The following is a 19,607-nucleotide window of genomic DNA, read 5'->3' on the forward strand; positions in this document are numbered from 1 at the left end:
ATCTTTAGAAGCCAAAATATAGAAGAATGATTAAAACTTGATGAAAAATTAGATTCACTTATGAAAGCTTTAAAGTTATTCTTTTAATTAATATAGTTCGGCAATATTTTAAAAAGAGGTTTTGTATATGAAAATTCACAAAGTCATTAACAACAATGTTATTAGTGTACTAAACGAACAACAGAAAGAAATGGTTGTAATGGGAAGGGGGCTTGCTTTTAAAAAGAAGCCGGGAGAGCCTGTTGATGAATCGCTAATAGAGAAAGTATTTACATTAGAAAATATAGATGTTTCAGAAAGGTTTAAGACCCTTCTATACGAAGTTCCTTTAGAATACATGGAAATCTCTGATGAAATTATTCATAATGCGAAGGATGTTTTGGGGAAAAAGTTGAACGAGAGTATTTATGTTTCTCTAACAGATCACATCCATTTTGCTGTTCAAAGACACCAAAAAGGGATGGATATAAAAAACGCCTTACTTTGGGAAATTAAGAAGCTTTATAAGGACGAATTCGCGATTGGTAAAAGAGCATTAGACATCATTAAGAATAAATTAAATATAACCCTCCCTGAAGATGAAGCTGGTTTTATTGCGATGCATATTATTAATGCTGAATTAAACGAAGAAATGCCAAACATTGCGAATATTACGAAGGTCATTCAAGAGGTTTTAAACGTTGTAAAGTATCACTTTAAAATTGATTTTGATGAAGATTCACTTAATTATTTTCGATTTATAACACATTTAAAATTCTTTGCCCAACGAATGTTCAGTCAAAACTATTACTCTGATGAAGATGATTTCCTTTACCAAACAATAAAAGAAAAATATAAAGAAGCAGTGGAGTGTACTGAAAAAATTGCTGATTTTGTTTCAAAAAAATATGAGTATGAGTTAACGAAGGAAGAAAAGCTTTATTTAACAATTCATATTGAACGGGTCGTAAATCGGAATTGATTTTTTGGTGAAAGCGTTGACAACATTTTTAGACCATGCTATGATTAGCTCATAAATTAATACACCTTAAATCTTTAGGGTTGTTACTGGTAAAGCAGGCAAAACCTAAATTGTCACCTAACTCTTGGTGTGCAATTTAGGTTTTTTTGTTGCTATAATTCCAGTGGAGCTTCTCCGATCCGGACGGTAAAGCCGCAGAATGAACCAGAAGGTGTATTCTTTAAAATTTAATACTAAATTCAGGATTGTTACTGGTTAGGCAGGCAAAACCTGAGAAGAGAAAAGGTGCATGAATTTCTACCTTATTCTCTTCTCAGGTTATTTTTTTACCCAAAAAAGGAGGCATTGACAATGGACTATCAAAAAACAGCAAAAGACATTCTTGAGCTAGTAGGCGGAGAAGCAAATATACAGAACGTAATCCACTGTATGACAAGATTACGTTTTAACTTAAAAGATAATCAAATCGTCGATAGAAAAAAGATCGAAAAAGTACCTGGTGTGATGGGAACTAATATCAGTGGGGATCAATTCCAAATCATTATCGGAAACGATGTACCAAAGGTATACCAAGCAATTTTAGACAATAGCTCGATTAAAACAGAAGGTAATCAAAAATCAGGGAAAAGCAAAAATGCAATCAGTGCTATTTTTGATGTAATCTCGGGAACATTTACACCAATTCTTCCGGCTATTGCTGGAGCAGGTATGATCAAAGGTTTACTTGCTATTGCGGCTTCAATGGGATGGCTGACAGCTGAGAGTCAAGTTTATGTGATTCTAAATGCAATTGGAGACGGTGCTTTCTATTTCCTACCGATCTTACTTGCAGTAAGTGCAGCTAGAAAGTTTGGAAGCAATGTATATGTAGCGGCGGCAATCGCAGCAGCGCTATTGCATCCAACGATTACAACACTATTTAGTTCTGGTGAAAAGGTGGCGTTTTTAGGCTTGCCTGTAACCGCTGTCACCTATGCTTCTTCTGTTATACCGATTCTGTTAGCAATATGGCTTGCCTCTTATGTAGAGAATTGGATTGACAGAATTATACCAAGTATGTTCAAGCTAATATTGGTTCCCACATTAACAATGTTAATTATTGTTCCAGTCACTTTGATTGCAGTAGGACCACTTGGAACAATCATTGGTAATATGTTGTCAGTAGGAGTTGGAGCACTATTTGACAATGCAGGAATTCTCGCAGGAGCAATTCTGGGAGGGACTTGGTCCTTAATCATCATGACAGGTATGCATTATGCATTCTTACCAGTAGTAATGAACAACTTGACCACAAAAGGGTATGATGTGATCCTTCCATCTATGTTTATGGCTAATATGGGGCAAGCGGGGGCTGCGTTTGGAGTGGCACTACGTTCAAAAAATAAGACGTTTAAATCACTTGCGATGACAACAAGTATTACAGCTGTGATGGGTGTTACAGAACCAGCGATGTACGGGGTAAACATGCGTATGAAAAAGCCGTTTATCGCTGCTTTAATTGGTGGAGCAGTAGGGGGAGCCTACTACAGCGCAGTTGGAGTAAAGTACTATATTCTAGGTGGAAATGTAGGTTTACCAGGTATTGCTTCTTTCATTGGAGACACCTTCTTACTAGCAGTATTAGGGTTGCCAATTCCTTTCATCGTAGCAGCAGTTGTTACTTATATTTTGAGCTTTACTGATGTAGAGAATGAAGAAGAAGAAGAAGTTGTGGAAGAAGCTGCAGTAGCCAACAAAGAAGTTGGAGCTACGGTAGTAACAGCAGAAACGATTTACAGTCCTTTAAAAGGTGAAGTGAAAAGCTTAAGTGAAGTAAACGATGCAACGTTTTCAAGTGAAGTAATGGGAAAAGGAATTTCTATTTTACCAATAGAAGGTGAAGTTGTTGCACCTGTATCAGGAACGATTACAACGGTTTTCAAAACGAAACACGCAATTGGTATTACAAGTGAAAATGGAGCTGAGATCTTAATCCATGTTGGTATTGACACGGTTCGCTTAGATGGAGAACACTTCACTGCACACGTGAAGGATGGAGATATAGTAAAAGTTGGTGATCCACTTTTAAGCTTTGACATGGCAGCTATTACAGCAGCTGGTTATGACCTGATTACTCCGATTATTGTCACGAATACAGGAAACTATCAAACGATAAAGCCTTTAAAAGATGGTTTAGTAAATAGTAAAGAAGCTGTTTTAACACTTAGTTAATAAAAGGGGGATTGTTTCCCCTAACAAAAAAATTATGAGGTGAATGATAATGTCAACAAACACAAAAAGATTTCCAGAAGGATTTTTATGGGGCGGAGCAACTGCTGCCAATCAATTAGAAGGTGCTTATCAAGAAGGTGGAAAAGGTCTTAATCTGGCTGATGTACTTCCTGGTGGGAAAGACAGATATAAACTATTGACTTCTACTGGTTTTAATTTTGAAATGGATGAATCAAAATATGTCTATCCTAACCACACAGGAATAGATTTTTATCACCGTTATAAAGAGGATATTGCTTTATTTGCGGAAATGGGATTTAAAGTGTTTCGTTTGAGTATTGCTTGGAGTCGTATTTTTCCTAAAGGTGATGAATTAACACCAAATGAAGAAGGTCTAGCTTTTTATGATCGTGTGTTCGATGAACTTCAAAAATATGGTATTGAGCCGCTAGTAACGATTGCTCACTATGAAACTCCTTTACATCTGATCAAAGAATATGGTGGATGGAGAAATCGTAAATTGGTTGATTTCTTTGAACGTTATGTCACTGTGCTCTTCAATCGCTATAAAGGCAAAGTGAAATATTGGCTAACATTTAATGAGATTAATGGTGCAACCCATTTCCCGCTTTTCGGTCTTGGCTTTTCACCAGATAGTGAAGAAACACGTCTTCAAGACAGTTTTCAAGGTCTTCATCACCAATTTGTGGCGAGTGCTAAAGCAGTGAAATTGGGCCATGAATTGATGCCTGAGTCCCAAATTGGTTGTATGCTCATCTATGCGCCTACTTATTCTTATGATAGCAATCCGGAAAACGTCATGTATGCCTTAGAACAAGGAAGACTGTTTAATTTCTTCTGTGGTGATGTACAGGTTCGTGGAGAGTACCCATCATTTATTAATAGATACTTTAAGGAACACAATATCAATTTAGATATCGAAGAAGGCGATTTAGAAACAATTAAAGAAGGAACAGTTGATTTCATTTCATTCAGTTATTATATGTCGCTCACAGAGAAAAAAGAAAAGACTGAAGAAGAAGTAGGTCAAGGAAATCTAATTGGAGGAGTTAAAAATCCGTTCCTTAAAGCAAGTGATTGGGGATGGGAAATCGATCCGGTAGGTCTTCGTGTAGCTTTAAATGAGTTGTATGACCGCTATGAAAAGCCATTGATGGTTGTTGAAAACGGATTAGGTGCCTATGACAAAGTAGAAGAAGATGGAAGTATTAATGACGACTATCGAATCGATTATTTACGTGAACATATTAGAGCAATGGGTGAAGCCGTTGAAGAAGGTGTTGAATTAATAGGTTACACATCATGGGGATGTATTGATTTAGTAAGTGCATCAACTGGAGAAATGTCAAAGCGTTACGGCTTTATTTATGTTGATAAGCATGACGACGGAAGTGGAACTCTAGAACGAAGTAGAAAGAAATCCTTCTTCTGGTATAAAGATGTAATTGCTTCAAATGGGAAAAATCTATAATAAAAAAGCAGCGACAAGAAGACTGGCAAAGTCAGGAAATCAATGAAATGGTGAAAAAGTTGGACATGAAAGGTATTGTTCAACCACTTAAAGAAGTGGATGAATATACGAAAATGACAGCATTCCAAAATATAGAGATTGGCTTCTTTAAAATGAGGATAACTATAAAAACCTACACTATTGTAGGTTTTTTTCCTTTTTGTTAGCGAAATGGTTACAGCTGAATTTGTCATCGTGAGAAGAGGAATCATCTGCTTTAAGATGATAACTATTTAATAAAAGAAAAATTTCATCCTCTCACATACTTGATTGTATTGGGATTATAATGATGCTTATCTTATTTTTTAACAATTGAAACCTTTTTAACTTTTTCTAACTGTTGGAGCTTATCAATGAGTTCCATTGGTTCAAATTTCTTTTTTATTTGAATTAAAATCGTATAGGTAGCATGATTAGGCGAGTAGACTTCGTTTCCGTCCTCAAATTTACTCTCGAGGATCGTTATGTCCTTTTCGTTTAAAAGAGGAAAAATTTCATTAAAGGTCTGGTCACTCTTTTTTGCAGTTAGAGAAAGTAAAAATGTGTTATCTACTTTATTAAGTAAGGTAGCTTCAACCTTACTTAAAGAAAATAAAGTTAAGAGGACCATTAGTGTTGTGACGATTGCTTCAAAATACATCCCAGCTCCTACGACTAACCCAATTCCAGCGACAATCCAAATCGATGCAGCTGTCGTTAAGCCTTTTACACTTAGACCGCCTTGAACAATAATGGTTCCAGCTCCTAAGAACCCAATCCCACTTATGACATAGGAGGGGATTCTACCTGGGTCTACTCTTGCGACGTCTTGATAACGTTCGATAAAATCAGAAAAGCCATTGAGTGATAGTAGCATTAATAAACAAGCTCCTAACCCAACTAATATGTGAGTACGTAACCCTGCAGGATGGTTCGTTATTTCCCTTTCAAACCCAATAAGTCCACTCAGTAAAATACTTAAAAATAAAGGTATTAACGAAGCTAACATGTCATTATCCAATGATTTTCATTCTCCTCCCTCAAAAAATTTATGATTTAATTTTGCTTATATGTATTTCTTTAATAAATTGCAGTAATGGTCTTATTAAAAAAAATACACTTGCTATGATAAATAACCATATACCTGTTTTTTCTGTGGAGCTCCACAAAAAGAGAATACTTCCTATTAGAAACAGTACAGCAATAAAAACATCGTTTAATATTGATAAAAATTCATATCGTTTCTTTATTAGAATTTCATGTTTGCCAATAAATATGTCGATATCATTATTGTTCTTCATTCTAAAAAAACCTCCCCTTTGTTTCTTTCCACTTTTAAAAAGGAATAAACATCAATTTTAGAGTAGGAGGATGGGTTTGGAGAGAGACAACACAAATGACAATGAATTTATTAACAACAAACAGCAGAATGGAAAGGTAATTGTGTTTATAGCTTCTAAAGACATGATGAATAAATAGTGACGGTCAAGTAAACATTATAAAGTGAAATAGATGATCCAATAAAACAACAACCATGAAAATGATCGTTCAATGATCCAATTTCTGAAAAGCGGTATAGTTAAAACATTAACTTATTAGAACTACACAGAAATATTGGCTATATTATCCAGTAAATTGGTTTATTTCTACATATGAGAATCAAAAGAATATTGCAATAGTACCAAAGCTGAAAAAATGAAAAAGACAGATTATCAAAAGAGCGTGATGATAACATTACTCAAGTTTAATTGACACACACTTATATGAAGGAAAACCAAGAATTAATTAACTAGTGTAAAGGACTTTTCTAAAAGCAATAATAATTGGATAAGGGGGATTTAAAAATGAGAAAAATTGCTATATCAGTTACAGCAACAACGATACTTTTAGGTGGCCTTGCAGGTTGTGGAGGAGACAATCTAGCATCAAACATGGGTGCTAATAATCAAACAGGTCTATCGGCGCAGGATATGTATGTTGGTCGTAATACTGATACACCAGGTCAAAATGAAAGTTTATTCGGAAACCAAAGTATTGCTGGTCAAACAGGCCATATTGCAACAGGTCAAGGCGGAAGTTTCCAAGGTAATATCGGACAAACAGGCCTACGTACAACTGGGCAGGATCGAATTCAAGCGCATGGTGGAGTTAATTATCACAAAGATTATGATGAACAAACAGTTCAACGAATCGGTGATCGAATTGAAGAAGTTGATGGTGTTGAAGAAGCGTATGTAATCGTACATGATGATGATGTCGTTATTGGCATTACAGCCAATGCACATATCAAAGATGTGAAAAAGGAAGTGGAACGTAGAGCAAAAGGTTTAGCAGAGGAAAAGGAAGTTTGGGTTGTAACGGATCAGGATGTAGTTAGTCGTATTCGCACAATGGATAACCAATTACGTGCAGGAACGGCTTTTGAAGAAATTGGTGCAACGTATACAGATATGCTAGGCGATTTACATCAGGAGGCACAACGTCCCTTTGAGCGTTCACGTTAATGCCTTGGGGCAATTTATTAAGTTTGAAGTACCAAAGAGCCTTTAACTTTCTCAAGAGTACAGAAGCAGGTAAATCGATGAAATGAGATAACTAAATAGTGGAAGGGCTAATAAAACACAAAAAAACCGATTCTCTTTTTTATTTGTGAGAATCGGTTAACGGATCACTTTGGTTTTTTAGAAATGAAATCATCGTATCATCCTTACTTTTGGATTTTAAGTTATTTCTCTTCTTTTTTTGGCTTTGCATTTAATCTTTCTCTGCCTTCCATTCTACTAAACGCATCCGCGTACATATCAATTCTATCTTTAAAAGTTTCTAAAAGTTTTTTCATCATTTGTTATTCCCCCTTTATTTGTTATATCTATATTATGGTATATACGCAAATGTTTAACAACGATGATGGAACCGGTAACATTAAGCATGAAAACGACAACATCATTGATGAAAACAGGACCAAGTACATTTATCTTACATTTGGACCGTTTTGCTTGTCTATCGTGACTTAGAAATCCAAAAAATACATTCTTTACATCGACTTTAATCTAAGAAAACGAGAGCGAATAGGATTACTAAACTTAACTCAAGAAAGAGTAACACCCATCTTCTAGATGAATATCATGGTATCGAAAGGAGATGAGGAGAAAATGAATATGTATCAGAGTGACTTAAGGAATATGCACGACCAATGCAAAAATTACTTGTCGTATCATGTTACATTAACGATGACAGATGGACGAACGATGGATGGAATCATTGATAACGTAACATCGGATTATGTTTCTGTGTTAGTTGGGGAGGATGTAATGGACCGAGAAGAGGGAGAAGAATCTGATACTCGGTATTATGGCGGGTATGGTATTCCTAGGAGAAGGTTTCGACGCTTTCGACGCTTTGATTTTCCACTAGCTACACTAGCTGCATTAGCGCTATTACCATACATTGCACCACCACCACCACCGTATCCTTATTATCCGTACTATCCGTATTATTAAACTGAGGTTGCTTGCGCCTTTTGATTTAGGTCTATTTAAACATCATTTATTGAAAAAAACATGATGAGGTTCTAAAGAATTTACTTCGGAAGTGCAAACAATTCATTAGATAAATTACATGTTTGACAAGAAAATTTCGTGTGATTTTTTATTGTCATATCAAAGATTTAACTTAATTAAGAGTACACACCTAGTGAGAGGAGGAAATAAATATTTGCACCTCTCTAATCCTTCTGCGTTTTCGTATGTGTAAAAATGGTTACTTATGCTAAATCCTGCTACTGTCACATCAAATCTATATTACACTCCATATAGACAAACAAACGTAACCTTTAGGTAACTAGATCGATAAATCGTTGAAAAGTCTCCCCGGTCAAGTCTGAAGGGGAAACTTTTCTACTTATAGTGTTGTTATCCTGACAGTCAGTAATAGTGGTTTCTATAACTATTACCTTATTTCTGACTTGCTACTACTTAAAAAAAATTAGTCAACAACAATATAAGCAATCATAGGTCCATTATTTTCAATATTTGAGTGAGTCGTGCAAATTAACCGGTATATGCCATCTTCATCAAACTGAAGATGAGTAACCGTTTCTTCTCCTTTACGTACCATTCCTTTTATATCTGTCCCCTCAATAACAAAGGGATGTTCTTTGCCATTTACACCAAAGATGCTCAGTTTAACTTTTTTTCCTTTTGGAACGTTAATTGTTCCAGGGTCCCATCGATAAGCCTCAAGTTCCTTTCCATCCTCTGTTTTGGTCTTGAACTCACCTGTTACCATATGGATTTCAAATTCATTAGCAACTGCTTGGGTAGCGACAGTATTTGCTTGCTTTTGAGACATAACAACATACGTGCCCAAACCGACAAATAACCCGATTAACGCCAAAGTAATCCAACTTTTTTTGATAAAAATAAATTTCATCTCAGCTAGTCCCCCTTATATAAACTTATCTAACTATATGCAGACAGCCCCACCATACTTGTCTAATTATAAAAAACATTGGGACATTTAATCTTTTTGGTTGGAATTTTTAAGGAGATTAAAGTTAAACTAGTATAGATATTAAGTGTGAATTTTTACTATACATTTATATGAGGGAAAGAGTAATCGCCACTCCTATCAAAAACAGAGGTTGATTAAAAGAAACAATTTGATAAAGCAGAGATTTATTATTTGAGGAAAAATTACGAAGAACCAATTATCGGACGGTAAGTTTATACAAGATTCTTTGATAATAGCGCTAAAATAAATAGTTGTTTATTTCCTCTTATGATTTTTGATCTCTGTTTTTGCATGAATAGAAAGCAAGGTCCATAGTAAGTGCTAGACACAAAGAAAAGACCTATTGCAGTGAGACTTTCTTTATGTCTTTATTTTAATATTGAACGTTATCCTACTTCTATGCTCCAAGTATGTTTAAACGTAACAGAACCTTTGAGTGTTTGAGCGACTTGACAAGATTGTTCAAAAACGGATAAAGCCCGTTCTGCTGCGTCTAGTTTACCATCTGGTACTTTGACCTGATAATGACAGCTGATTGTAGTGATTTTTACGCCCTCGGGTGCCTCAATGATACCTTGAATTTGTGCTTTCACTTTATCTGGTGGAGGTAACCTTAATACATATTAATAATTAATTCAAACAATATTAGGAACTTTAAGTAAAGAAGGGATATAACAATCCGGAGGCAAAGAGATGTACAAGATCTTACTGCTGGTTTTAGACATCCTTAAAACAAAAACTGATTAGAAAGCTTCTTGAAAGAGAGGTGTTTTGTAACTTGGTAAATTCGACAAGTGACTAGCACTTTTTTTCTCCATGCAGACGAATAACTTTAAGCTTGTACTGATTTTGCAGGATATCTAGTCAGAAGTTATTTTAGCTGACAGGCAATCTGTTATTATATTTGCTCAAACAAAAGAAAAGGGTTGTATCAAATCCCAGTCAATGGTAATATACTATTTAATCAACCTGTATAACACATTAATGTAAAAAGAGTTAATTAGTATAACACATATCACTCTACTTAAATGTTTGTTGTAACATAGCCATTTAAACTAACCAAGATTACTCATAACCCTTCTTCTCTAGAAGCTAGAGTGCAAATTTTCACTTTTTTAATGAAATAATAAAAATTATTTCAAGTAATAGAATTGATTAATTGTTAACTAGATTCCCTCTTTGTCTCATATGGGGTGAAAATAGATACTACAGTCAATTTAGTAAAAATGGTTAAACGATAAAGCGTAAAAGGGGGATCGCGTGTGAATAAGAAGGAAATGGTCTATGTCGTTTCTGACTCAGTTGGCGAAACAGCTGAGTTGATGGTAAGAGCAGTTGCCTCGCAATTTAATGGTGGATATGTTGAAATCCAGCATATTTCTTTTGTAGAGGATATTAAAGATCTTGAGAATATAATTGCTCTTTCAAAATACAGTCATTCAATCATTGCTTATACAATCGTGATTCCGTCATTAAAGAAATATCTAGATGAAAGGGCAAGAGAAGAAGGAATTATTGCCATTGACTTAATGAACCCTCTTATGGAAGCCTTTGCAGAAAAATTTAAAAAAGATCCTAAACGGGAGCCAAGGCTCATGAGGAAATTAGATGATAACTATTTTCGAAGAGTGGAAGCGATTGAATTCGCCGTAAAATATGATGATGGTCAAGATGTACGAGGGTTTAAACGGGCAGATATTGTTTTAATTGGTGTCTCTAGAACTTCCAAGACACCACTTTCGATGTATTTGGCTCATAAGAGGTTTAAGGTAGCCAATGTTCCTTTAGTACCAGAAGTTGCACCACCAGCTGAACTATTTGAATTGCCAAGAAATAAATGTGTTGGGTTAGTGATCACACCAGATAAATTAAATGAAATTCGTAAGGAACGATTAAAACATTTAGGGTTAATGCCTGTTGCGAATTATGCCGATTTAGATCGGATCCTCGAGGAATTAGATTACGCTGAGAAGATTATGAAACGAATAGGTTGTCCAATTATTAATGTCTCAAATAAAGCAGTTGAAGAGACGGCAGATATTATATTAGCGATGTTAAAAAAGAGGGGAGTTTGATATCATGAGTAAATTTGTATTCATGTTTGATGAAGGAAACGCCAATAAAAAGGAACTATTAGGTGGAAAGGGAGCGAACCTGGCAGAAATGACCCGAATTGGTTTACCAGTACCATTCGGTTTTACCATTTCAACAGAGGCTTGTAATGCCTATTATGATGAAGGGAAATCGCTTCCATCAAAGATTGAACTTCAAATATTAAAAGCTCTTCAAAATCTTGAATATAAAACTGGGAAAAGACTTGGAGACGCATCAGACCCATTATTAGTCTCTGTCCGCTCTGGTGCTGTACATTCAATGCCAGGAATGATGGATACCGTGTTAAACCTTGGAATGAATGATGAAACCGTGGAAGGGATGGCAAAGCTGACAAACAATGCACGTTTTGCCTATGACTCATACCGTAGATTCATTCAAATGTTTAGTGATGTTGTCCTAGGAATCGATGGTTTTTACTTTGAACAGCTATTAGAAGAAATTAGAGACGAGAAAGGCTATCAAACAGATCCTGAAATGTCAGCAGAAGATTGGAAAGAAGTGATTAAAGGATATAAAGCTATTGTTAAAAAGCATGCTAAAAGGGCTTTTCCTGAAAATCCAAAAGAGCAATTATTCCTTTCCATCAGTGCCGTATTTGATTCTTGGAATAATCAACGTGCGATTGTATACCGTCGTCTTCAGAAAATTCCAGGTCATCTAGGAACAGCTGTAAACATTCAAAGCATGGTCTTTGGAAATATGGGAGATGATTCTGGTACAGGAGTTGCTTTTACACGGAACCCTTCGACAGGTGAATCCAAGCTTTATGGTGAATATTTGATTAATGCTCAGGGAGAGGATGTGGTGGCTGGAATTCGCACCCCTCAGCCAATTGTTACCCTCGAAAATGAAATGCCGACAGTCTATCAGCAGTTTGTTGATACGTGTCATCTTCTTGAAAAGCACTACCGAGACATGCAAGACATTGAGTTTACTGTAGAGCGTGGTGAACTATTTATTCTTCAAACACGGACTGGTAAAAGAACAGCCGAAGCTGCGATTAGAATAGCGGTTGAGCTAGTTGAGGAAGAGCTTATTAGTAAGCAAGAAGCGATTCTACGTGTAGATCCTGAGCAGCTTGATCAGTTACTTCATCGTCGAATTGATGATTCATTTGTACGGAACCCGTTAGCTAAAGGTTTACCAGCCTCGCCTGGAGCAGCAACTGGGCAAGTTGTCTTTGATGCAGATGAAGCAGAAAGATTAGCGAAAGATGATCAAAAGGTTATTCTTGTTCGTCCTGAAACGACGCCTGATGATATTCATGGAATTGTAGCTGCCGAAGCAACAGTCACGAGCCGTGGAGGAATGACAAGCCATGCAGCTGTTGTGGCCAGAGGAATGGGGAAAGCTTGTATTTGTGGCTGTGAATCATTAGCGATTGATTTGAAGCTAAAACAATTTAAAGTAGGAGAGACGATCGTGAAGCAAGGCGATATCATTACGATTGATGGTTCGGCTGGCGAGATCATCTTGGGTGAGATTCCAATGATCGAACCTAAGCTCTCAAACGAATTTCAATTGCTTCTTACGTGGGCAGATGAAGAGCGAAGACTTGGCGTCCGAGCCAATGCTGATAACCCAGAAGATGCGAAAAAAGCTCTTGAATTTGGAGCGGGTGGGATAGGATTGTGCCGTACTGAACATATGTTTATGGATGCACTTCGAATCCCAATTGTGCAAGAGATGATCCTTGCTGACACAAATGAGGAACGTGGATTAGCTCTTAGTAAGCTGTTACCAATGCAACAAGAGGATTTTGAGGGAATCTTTGAAGCGATGCAAGGGCATCCTGTAACGATCCGTTTATTAGATCCTCCTCTTCACGAATTTTTGCCAGATAAGGAAGAACTACTGGTCGAAGTAACTAAGCTACAAATCTTAAATCCAAATTCTAAAGAGCTGAAGGAGAAGGAAGAGCTTCTAAGAAAAGTACGTCACTTAGATGAATCTAATCCAATGCTTGGACACCGTGGTTGCCGACTTGGAATGAGTCACCCGGAGATTTATGTCATGCAGGCAAAAGCGATCTTTTATGCTCTTGCAAAGGTAATGGAAAAAGGAATCAAAGTAAAACCTGAAATTATGATTCCTTTAGTGGGCCATGTCAATGAGTTAAAGGAAATGCGTCAATTGGTCATCAATGTCGGACTCCAGGTGAAGGAAGAATTAGGGCGGGAATTTGATTATCTCATTGGGACGATGATTGAAGTTCCACGAGCGGCGCTAACAGCTGATCAAATTGCTGAAGAGGCAGACTTTTTCTCCTTTGGAACAAATGATCTAACGCAAACAACGTTTGGATATAGCCGTGATGATGCAGAAGGAAAGTTCCTTCAGAATTATATTGAAAACAAAACGCTACCAGAAAATCCATTCGCTTCTCTTGACCAAGAAGGCGTAGGAAAACTTGTTGATACGGGAGTAAAGCTTGGTAGACAAACAAAGCCAGGATTGAAAACAGGAATTTGTGGAGAACATGGAGGAGAAAAACATTCAATCCAATTCTGCCATGAAGTCGGCTTGGATTATGTAAGTTGCTCCCCATACCGTGTACCGCTTGCACGCCTTGCAGCAGCTCAAGCAAAGATTAAAGGTGAATTAAAGCAATCGGCAGTTCGAGTTTAAATATATTTTGCTTCAAAGATCCTCGTAAATACGGGGATCTTTTTGTTGGTGCGAGGCTCTAAGTAGCTAGTTGCTAAAGTCCAATACAGGCTTAGCAGTAAACTGTTAGCGAAAGGCAAGGGTGTCTAGGGTGTTCTAGAAGGTGGAGCCAGAAAATACAGCGAATGTATGTAGTGTGTTTTGCGTGAACTTAGAAGAAAGAGATGGTGAACGTTCAGAATTGATTAGCACTCGCTTTAAAAGCCTCATGAAATTAAAAATTCCCAAGCAAAAAGCTTGAGAATGGGTGAACATACGAAAAGGATATTGGCGTATAAAGAGGTCGGGGGTTATTTCACCACTCCTACTCGATTAAATACAGCAAGAGTTCCTAGATTATGGTTATTGTAGTGACTAAAAAGGACATAAGCTAAGCATGCATCTTTGTTTACCAAACGTCACCTAATATCCAATGTCAATAAATTGTAGGAGCTAATTCAACAGTAATTATCTTCAGAAGTTTAAATAAAAATTAAAAAACTTTCGAAAAAAATTATAGCATAAAAAACTTCACATTAAGCAAAATACTGAAGGGGATTAATACTCCTACTAAAACTTTTTGGGGGCTTATTATTATGAATCAACAGGACCAATTACAAGCAATTCAACGTGCTGAACAAGCTGTACAGCAGGCGAAGCAAGTCGTACAACAAACTCAAGCAAGTGGGACGCCACAGGAAATGCAACAAGCACAGCAACTAGCTCAACAAGCACAACAGCAGTTAACTAAAGAAACCCAACAATTTCAGCAAGCTCAACAAAATCTACAGCAAGCACAACAACAAGTACAGCAGGAAGCACAACAAGTACAACAGGCGCAACAAGTGGTCCAGCAAGCTCAATCAATTGCAAAGACACAAAATAAGCTCCAATAATTTTTAGTGAACTATTAAGAAACAGAGAGCCAACATTTACTGTTAGCTCTCTGTTTCTTTTTTTATCATTCATTGGAAACTAGTGTAGTTAATGTAAGAATAGCGGTTAATAAGGTTCCAAAAATGATAACAAATAATAAAGTGAGAATTGAAAATGGAAATATGAACACTTCTTGCCCTAGGTAGGTGAATCACGCTTCTGGCAATGCCACCAATAATCAAAAGAAAGGGTGACTCAAACGGATCGCAACATGCGAACTTTTTGAGTCACCCTTTTTACCCATTAAAAGCATATGGTTAAACAAGGATCGATTAAGCTAAAAATCAGATGATCGAAAAGAAGACGTAAAGGGTTTTTCATCTAAACTAAGATAACAACAAAGTACAAGTTCCAATACCAATTAAACAGTAATCCAAAAATAAGTACTTCTTGAATTTTTTTGACAGGTGATTCACCTTCAAAATATACTTTTCTCTATTCTTTCAACACTCTTTAAAAAATCAATATGAAAGAATAAAGAGTGAAATTATGGGAATAATCGGAGGATATTAGTATATATCACTCAGATATTCAACTACATCATTAATTTTCAACTCCATAAAAGTAACAATAAGTGAAACGGTCTCGCTTATTATAAAAATCTTGAAAGAGTAAGGACGAAACTAAATTCGATTTATAAAGAGAACATAAATAGATCTTGATGAATGCGAGGTAGAAATAGGTGACTTTTAATACAGACTGAAATGACCGTTGTTTAACATTTAACAGAACTAAGGAAACGATTAATCATCATTGTCGCGCTCCAATTAGAAGAAGAGAAAAAAGAAAAGAAAGAACAATTATAAAAAGCAATAAAATTCTAAAAAAGCAGACTGCTTGAGAGAAACTCTTTACAGCCTGCTTTTTTGTTTATTTGCACAGTAACTGATAAAAGAATTTGCTGTATTAAAATAAGAATTAAATCAGACAAGTAAAGATTTATATACTTATTGCAGTGCATTAGGGATTGTTGCAATGTGCCATCGTTAAACAGCTTGCGTATAGAGGTACATTTCATGGGAAGTTTATCAGCAATGATTAGTCAGATACTGTTATCAAACCATTTTTTTTGCTATTTTGGTAAGGTTGAGAGACTCCCTTTTTGTGTTTTATTGGAGTTGGGTGTTCTGAAATCATTTACACATTCTATCCTTCATTTTAATGGTATAATCGTTAACTGTATGGATTGGAGGGAACAGCATGGACCGTCAGATAATAAAACACCAGCCTATCTTTTTTGCTTTTCTTTTGTCTTTATCGATTATTATAGTTGGATGTGGACAGCAACAAGCACCACCCCAAACTAATGATGAAATCGAACAACAAACAGATAACGAACAGATAGATTCAGAAACAGCGGGTGAAGAGAGTCATACGGAATCAACCACGAATAACGAATCACCTGAGGAGGAAGAACACAGTAGTCAACCAGAAGCATCTGGAGAGTTAGCGGTTCACTACATCGATGTTGGTCAAGGGGATGCCACTCTGTTAATAGGTCCTAATTTTACAATTTTAATTGATGCAGGAAGACACGATGCAAATGATGTAACACCGTATCTTCGAAGTCAAGGCGTGTCAGACATTGATTTAATGATGATAACGCATCCTCATTCGGATCACATCGGCCAGGCAGATACAGTCATGCAAGAGTTTAATGTCCAAGAAGTTTGGATGAGCGGAGATGAACATACTTCGCAAACGTTTGAACAAGTGCTAGACGCTATTCTTACTTCTGGTGCTGATTACCATGAGCCAAGAGCAGGGGATTCTTATAGATTTGGTTCTGCACTTGTAGAAGTAGTTAGTCCAAAAGATGTAACAGGGGATTTAAATGAAGGAAGTATTTCTGTTCGGATCACTTATGGAGATATTAAATTCCTCTTCACTGGCGATGCTGAGCATCAAACAGAACGTGACATGATTAATCGTAGCCATGATTTACAGGCTGATATTTTTCAATTGGGACATCATGGATCGACAACTTCTAATACGCAATCTTTCTTAGATAACGTCCAACCTGAGGTCGCTATCTATAGTGCGGGAGAGGGAAATAGTTATGGCTTCCCCCATGATGAAATCATCAATCGAGTAAAAAGCATCGGTATTGACCTTTATGGAACAGATGTACATGGTCATATCATTGTGACAACAGATGGGGAACAATATAGCATTTCAACTAACAAAAGTGGGACGGTCACAGGACCACCAACCTCTACTGAGCTTGAGCCAAAAGAAAAGCAAGAAACAGGGCCTAACTGTATTGACATCAATACGGCTCCAAAGGAGAAGTTAATGGAAATCACTCAGATTGGTGATGCCAGAGCGGATGATTTGATTCAATTACGTCCATTTAACTCCGTTGATGACTTGAACAGGATTAAAGGCATTGGTCCAGGTAGGGTGGCAGATATTAAAGACCAAGGACTTGCTTGTGTACAGTAATGAATCATATGGAAGCTGGATGTATTAACTTAACGTAGCGGGAGTTGAGTGAGAGTGGTAAAAGCTGTTGTAGATCGGATAGTGGACGGAAAACATGCGGTATTATTAGTGGGGGATCAAGAGGTTGAGAAAGTGATTTCTTCCTCGAAATTACCAGATAGCGTAACTGAAGGATCATGGGTAAAAGTCGAATTCAATGGGGATGAGTTAGTATCTATTGAGGCAGACGAAAAGGAAACAAATCAAACAAAGAAGCGGATTAAAACGAAAATGGAAATACTGCGACAACGCTCCAATAGAAGAACCTAGTCCTGAGGGACTAGGTTCTTCCTAAAATATGAAGAGGGTTAAACGGATTACTTTTAATTAGTCGATAAAAAATCATCTAGCTAGTTATTTAGAAAGTAGTAGCTGAGTTTTGCGATCGGTTGTGGAATGAAACCATTTAATAAAGCGCTTACATTATAACTTAAGCTAAAAGACCTCGTCGAAATAGTTCTGCTACAGCTTGTGTCCGATTTTGTGCGTTAAGTTTGTTAATTGCCGATTTGACGTATTGTTTTACAGTTGCTTCCCCAATTGCCATTGATACAGCCATGATCTTTGTGCTTTCTCCCCACGAGATTCTCCTCATTACTTCCATTTCTCTTTTGCTCAAAAACACGGGGTCTTCTGAACTATGGAAGTTCTCCAATGCTTTTCCAACGAGTTTTCCATACAAAGTATAAGAAGGAAGAACATGCTGATCGATTAAAGTTCCCTTTTCAAACTCTGATGTACAAATATAGCCAATCGTAACGGAACCGAAGCATATGGGAACAACAAGCAAGCAATTAATTGGAGATGGCAAGATATATTTGCTGCTCACGTTAATAAAATGCTCAATTCCTGAACAAAACTTAGCTTTTCTTTCACGTATCGCTTTGTAAATGATCGGCAATGACCTGATATCATCCCTTAAATCTCTAATCTGAGTAAATCCAGAGGTTGTAAAGGCAACAATCCCTTCTCCAAGATATCCTAAAGGGGAGTACCGTAATAAATGAGAATCCTTAACGGGGAATAGGTCCATATATACTTCGAGAACCATATACAATTGCTCTTCATGACTAGAAGCAGTTTCTATTTTTCGTATGCTTTCCTGAATGGTAAACTGAGACGGCAATAAATCATCTCCTTTTTGGGGTAGTGGTACCATAAAAATTGGGAATGTTCTTATTATACAGAAAATTATATCCTTTAGATAGGCCTCTTAGAATAGATTAATTAAGAAAAACTCTAAAAATAGGATCGAAAGGATGAATTCAATGCCTAATTTAGACCCGCAAGCAAAAGCTTATTTGGAGGGATTCAACCAATTACCGGAACTTCACAAAATGGAAGCGCAAGCTGTTCGAGATTTGTTTGCTTTAGCTCCTCCTGTGGAGGTAGAACTGGCACCACTTGCAAAGGTTGAGGATCGATTGATTCCTGTCAAGGATGTGGAAATCAAAGTTAGGATATACACACCAGAAGGAGAAGGTCCTTTTCCTCTTTTTGTCTATTACCACGGGGGAGGCTGGGTTATAGGTGATCTTGAAACAGCAGATGCAAGCTGCCGAATGATCGCTAATAAAACTGGTAGAGTAGTCGTTTCAGTAGATTATCGACTGGCTCCTGAATATAAGTTCCCAGTTCCTTTAAATGACTCCTATGCAGCATTAAAGTGGGTAAGTGAAAATGCTGCATCAATAAATGGAAGCGATTCCAATATAGCGATTGGTGGGGATAGTGCAGGAGGAAACCTTTCTGCTGCAGTAGCATTAATGTCTAGAGATCAAAATGGTCCAGCTATCGCGGCACAGGTATTGATTTATCCAGTAACTAGTTTGAGTTATGACACTGGTTCATACCAGGAATTTCAAAAGGGATTTGGTTTAGATAGGGACCTGATGATTTGGTTTGGAGATTATTATATTAACAGCAGCGAGGATACGAGAAATAAATATGTTGCTCCATTAGTAGCAGATGACTTAAGTAATTTGCCTCCTGCTTTTGTGATCACTGCTGAATGTGATGTACTTCGAGATGAAGGGGTGGCATATGCAAAGCGTCTTAAGGAAGCTGGGGTAAAGGTTGAAACGAGTAGTGAGACAGGATTAGTCCACGGTTATTTTACGAATATGGCTGTATTTCCTGACCGTATAAAAGGATCGATTTCTAATATTACCCAATTTTTAAGTGGAATTGAATAGAAGAAGTTTTATCGAATAATGAAATGTAAGGGTTTAC

At 36.8% G+C, this 19,607-nt stretch carries 16 protein-coding genes; 11 read left to right on the plus strand and 5 right to left on the minus strand.

Annotated features, from left to right (window positions below; all coding sequences use genetic code 11):
• Window positions 1-127 precede the first annotated feature (127 nt).
• The 3 genes from licT to LDX58_RS03030 all read left to right on the plus strand — a co-directional run bounded on the left by licT (window position 128) and on the right by LDX58_RS03030 (window position 4,664).
• Window positions 128-961: a BglG family transcription antiterminator LicT gene (licT, locus tag LDX58_RS03020; protein WP_227935355.1), complete on the plus strand. Its 834-nt coding sequence runs from the start codon at window positions 128-130 to the stop codon at window positions 959-961.
• Window positions 962-1,312: 351 nt separating this feature from the next.
• Window positions 1,313-3,172 (plus strand): beta-glucoside-specific PTS transporter subunit IIABC, encoded by a 1,860-nt coding sequence (locus tag LDX58_RS03025; RefSeq protein WP_227935356.1) that lies wholly within the window; start codon window positions 1,313-1,315, stop codon window positions 3,170-3,172.
• A 49-nt stretch (window positions 3,173-3,221) separates the two neighbouring features.
• On the plus strand, window positions 3,222-4,664 hold the full coding sequence (locus LDX58_RS03030) for a glycoside hydrolase family 1 protein (protein ID WP_227935357.1): 1,443 nt from the start codon (window positions 3,222-3,224) through the stop codon (window positions 4,662-4,664).
• A gap of 337 nt (window positions 4,665-5,001) precedes the next feature.
• Here the strand turns inward: LDX58_RS03030 and LDX58_RS03035 are convergent, their stop codons facing one another.
• Together LDX58_RS03035 and LDX58_RS03040 are read right to left on the minus strand one after the other, a co-directional pair.
• On the minus strand, window positions 5,002-5,703 hold the full coding sequence (locus LDX58_RS03035; protein ID WP_227935358.1) for an MgtC/SapB family protein: 702 nt from the start codon (window positions 5,701-5,703) through the stop codon (window positions 5,002-5,004).
• 28 nt (window positions 5,704-5,731) lie between these two features.
• Window positions 5,732-5,983: a YrhK family protein gene (locus LDX58_RS03040; protein ID WP_227935359.1), complete on the minus strand. Its 252-nt coding sequence runs from the start codon at window positions 5,981-5,983 to the stop codon at window positions 5,732-5,734.
• Window positions 5,984-6,526: 543 nt separating this feature from the next.
• On the opposite strand from LDX58_RS03040, the gene LDX58_RS03045 reads away from it, so the two are divergent.
• On the plus strand, window positions 6,527-7,186 hold the full coding sequence (locus tag LDX58_RS03045; RefSeq protein ID WP_227935360.1) for a YhcN/YlaJ family sporulation lipoprotein: 660 nt from the start codon (window positions 6,527-6,529) through the stop codon (window positions 7,184-7,186).
• 648 nt (window positions 7,187-7,834) lie between these two features.
• Window positions 7,835-8,182, plus strand: a complete 348-nt coding sequence (locus tag LDX58_RS03050) for a small nuclear ribonucleoprotein (RefSeq protein WP_227935361.1) — start codon at window positions 7,835-7,837, stop codon at window positions 8,180-8,182.
• Window positions 8,183-8,666: 484 nt separating this feature from the next.
• Here the strand turns inward: LDX58_RS03050 and LDX58_RS03055 are convergent, their stop codons facing one another.
• Window positions 8,667-9,113, minus strand: a complete 447-nt coding sequence (locus tag LDX58_RS03055; protein WP_227935362.1) for a cupredoxin domain-containing protein — start codon at window positions 9,111-9,113, stop codon at window positions 8,667-8,669.
• Between the two features lie 467 nt (window positions 9,114-9,580).
• Window positions 9,581-9,787 (minus strand): OsmC family protein, encoded by a 207-nt coding sequence (locus LDX58_RS26580; protein WP_227935363.1) that lies wholly within the window; start codon window positions 9,785-9,787, stop codon window positions 9,581-9,583.
• Window positions 9,788-10,456: 669 nt separating this feature from the next.
• Between LDX58_RS26580 and LDX58_RS03065 the strand changes: the two genes are divergently transcribed.
• The 5 genes from LDX58_RS03065 to LDX58_RS03085 all read left to right on the plus strand — a co-directional run bounded on the left by LDX58_RS03065 (window position 10,457) and on the right by LDX58_RS03085 (window position 17,645).
• Window positions 10,457-11,269, plus strand: coding sequence for a pyruvate, water dikinase regulatory protein (locus LDX58_RS03065; RefSeq protein ID WP_227935364.1), 813 nt, complete (start codon window positions 10,457-10,459; stop codon window positions 11,267-11,269).
• 4 nt (window positions 11,270-11,273) lie between these two features.
• Window positions 11,274-13,937 (plus strand): pyruvate, phosphate dikinase, encoded by a 2,664-nt coding sequence (gene ppdK / locus LDX58_RS03070; RefSeq protein ID WP_227935365.1) that lies wholly within the window; start codon window positions 11,274-11,276, stop codon window positions 13,935-13,937.
• Between the two features lie 614 nt (window positions 13,938-14,551).
• Window positions 14,552-14,851 carry a hypothetical protein gene (locus tag LDX58_RS03075; RefSeq protein WP_227935366.1) on the plus strand — a complete coding sequence of 100 codons (300 nt, stop codon included), beginning with the start codon at window positions 14,552-14,554 and terminating at the stop codon, window positions 14,849-14,851.
• Window positions 14,852-16,091: 1,240 nt separating this feature from the next.
• Complete coding sequence (locus LDX58_RS03080) at window positions 16,092-17,336, plus strand: MBL fold metallo-hydrolase (protein WP_227935367.1); 1,245 nt, start codon at window positions 16,092-16,094, stop codon at window positions 17,334-17,336.
• A gap of 54 nt (window positions 17,337-17,390) precedes the next feature.
• Window positions 17,391-17,645 carry a DUF3006 domain-containing protein gene (locus tag LDX58_RS03085; protein WP_227935368.1) on the plus strand — a complete coding sequence of 85 codons (255 nt, stop codon included), beginning with the start codon at window positions 17,391-17,393 and terminating at the stop codon, window positions 17,643-17,645.
• 160 nt (window positions 17,646-17,805) lie between these two features.
• On the opposite strand, the gene LDX58_RS03090 is transcribed toward LDX58_RS03085, so the two are convergent.
• Complete coding sequence (locus LDX58_RS03090; RefSeq protein WP_227935369.1) at window positions 17,806-18,501, minus strand: response regulator transcription factor; 696 nt, start codon at window positions 18,499-18,501, stop codon at window positions 17,806-17,808.
• Between the two features lie 142 nt (window positions 18,502-18,643).
• On the opposite strand from LDX58_RS03090, the gene lipP1 reads away from it, so the two are divergent.
• Entirely contained in the window at window positions 18,644-19,570 is a 927-nt protein-coding gene (gene lipP1, locus LDX58_RS03095; protein ID WP_227935370.1) for a LipP1 family hormone-sensitive lipase, read from the plus strand.
• Window positions 19,571-19,607: the final 37 nt, after the last annotated feature.

Source organism: Alkalihalobacillus deserti (assembly GCF_020734105.1).
Taxonomy (GTDB): domain Bacteria; phylum Bacillota; class Bacilli; order Bacillales; family Bacillaceae_D; genus Halalkalibacter; species Halalkalibacter deserti.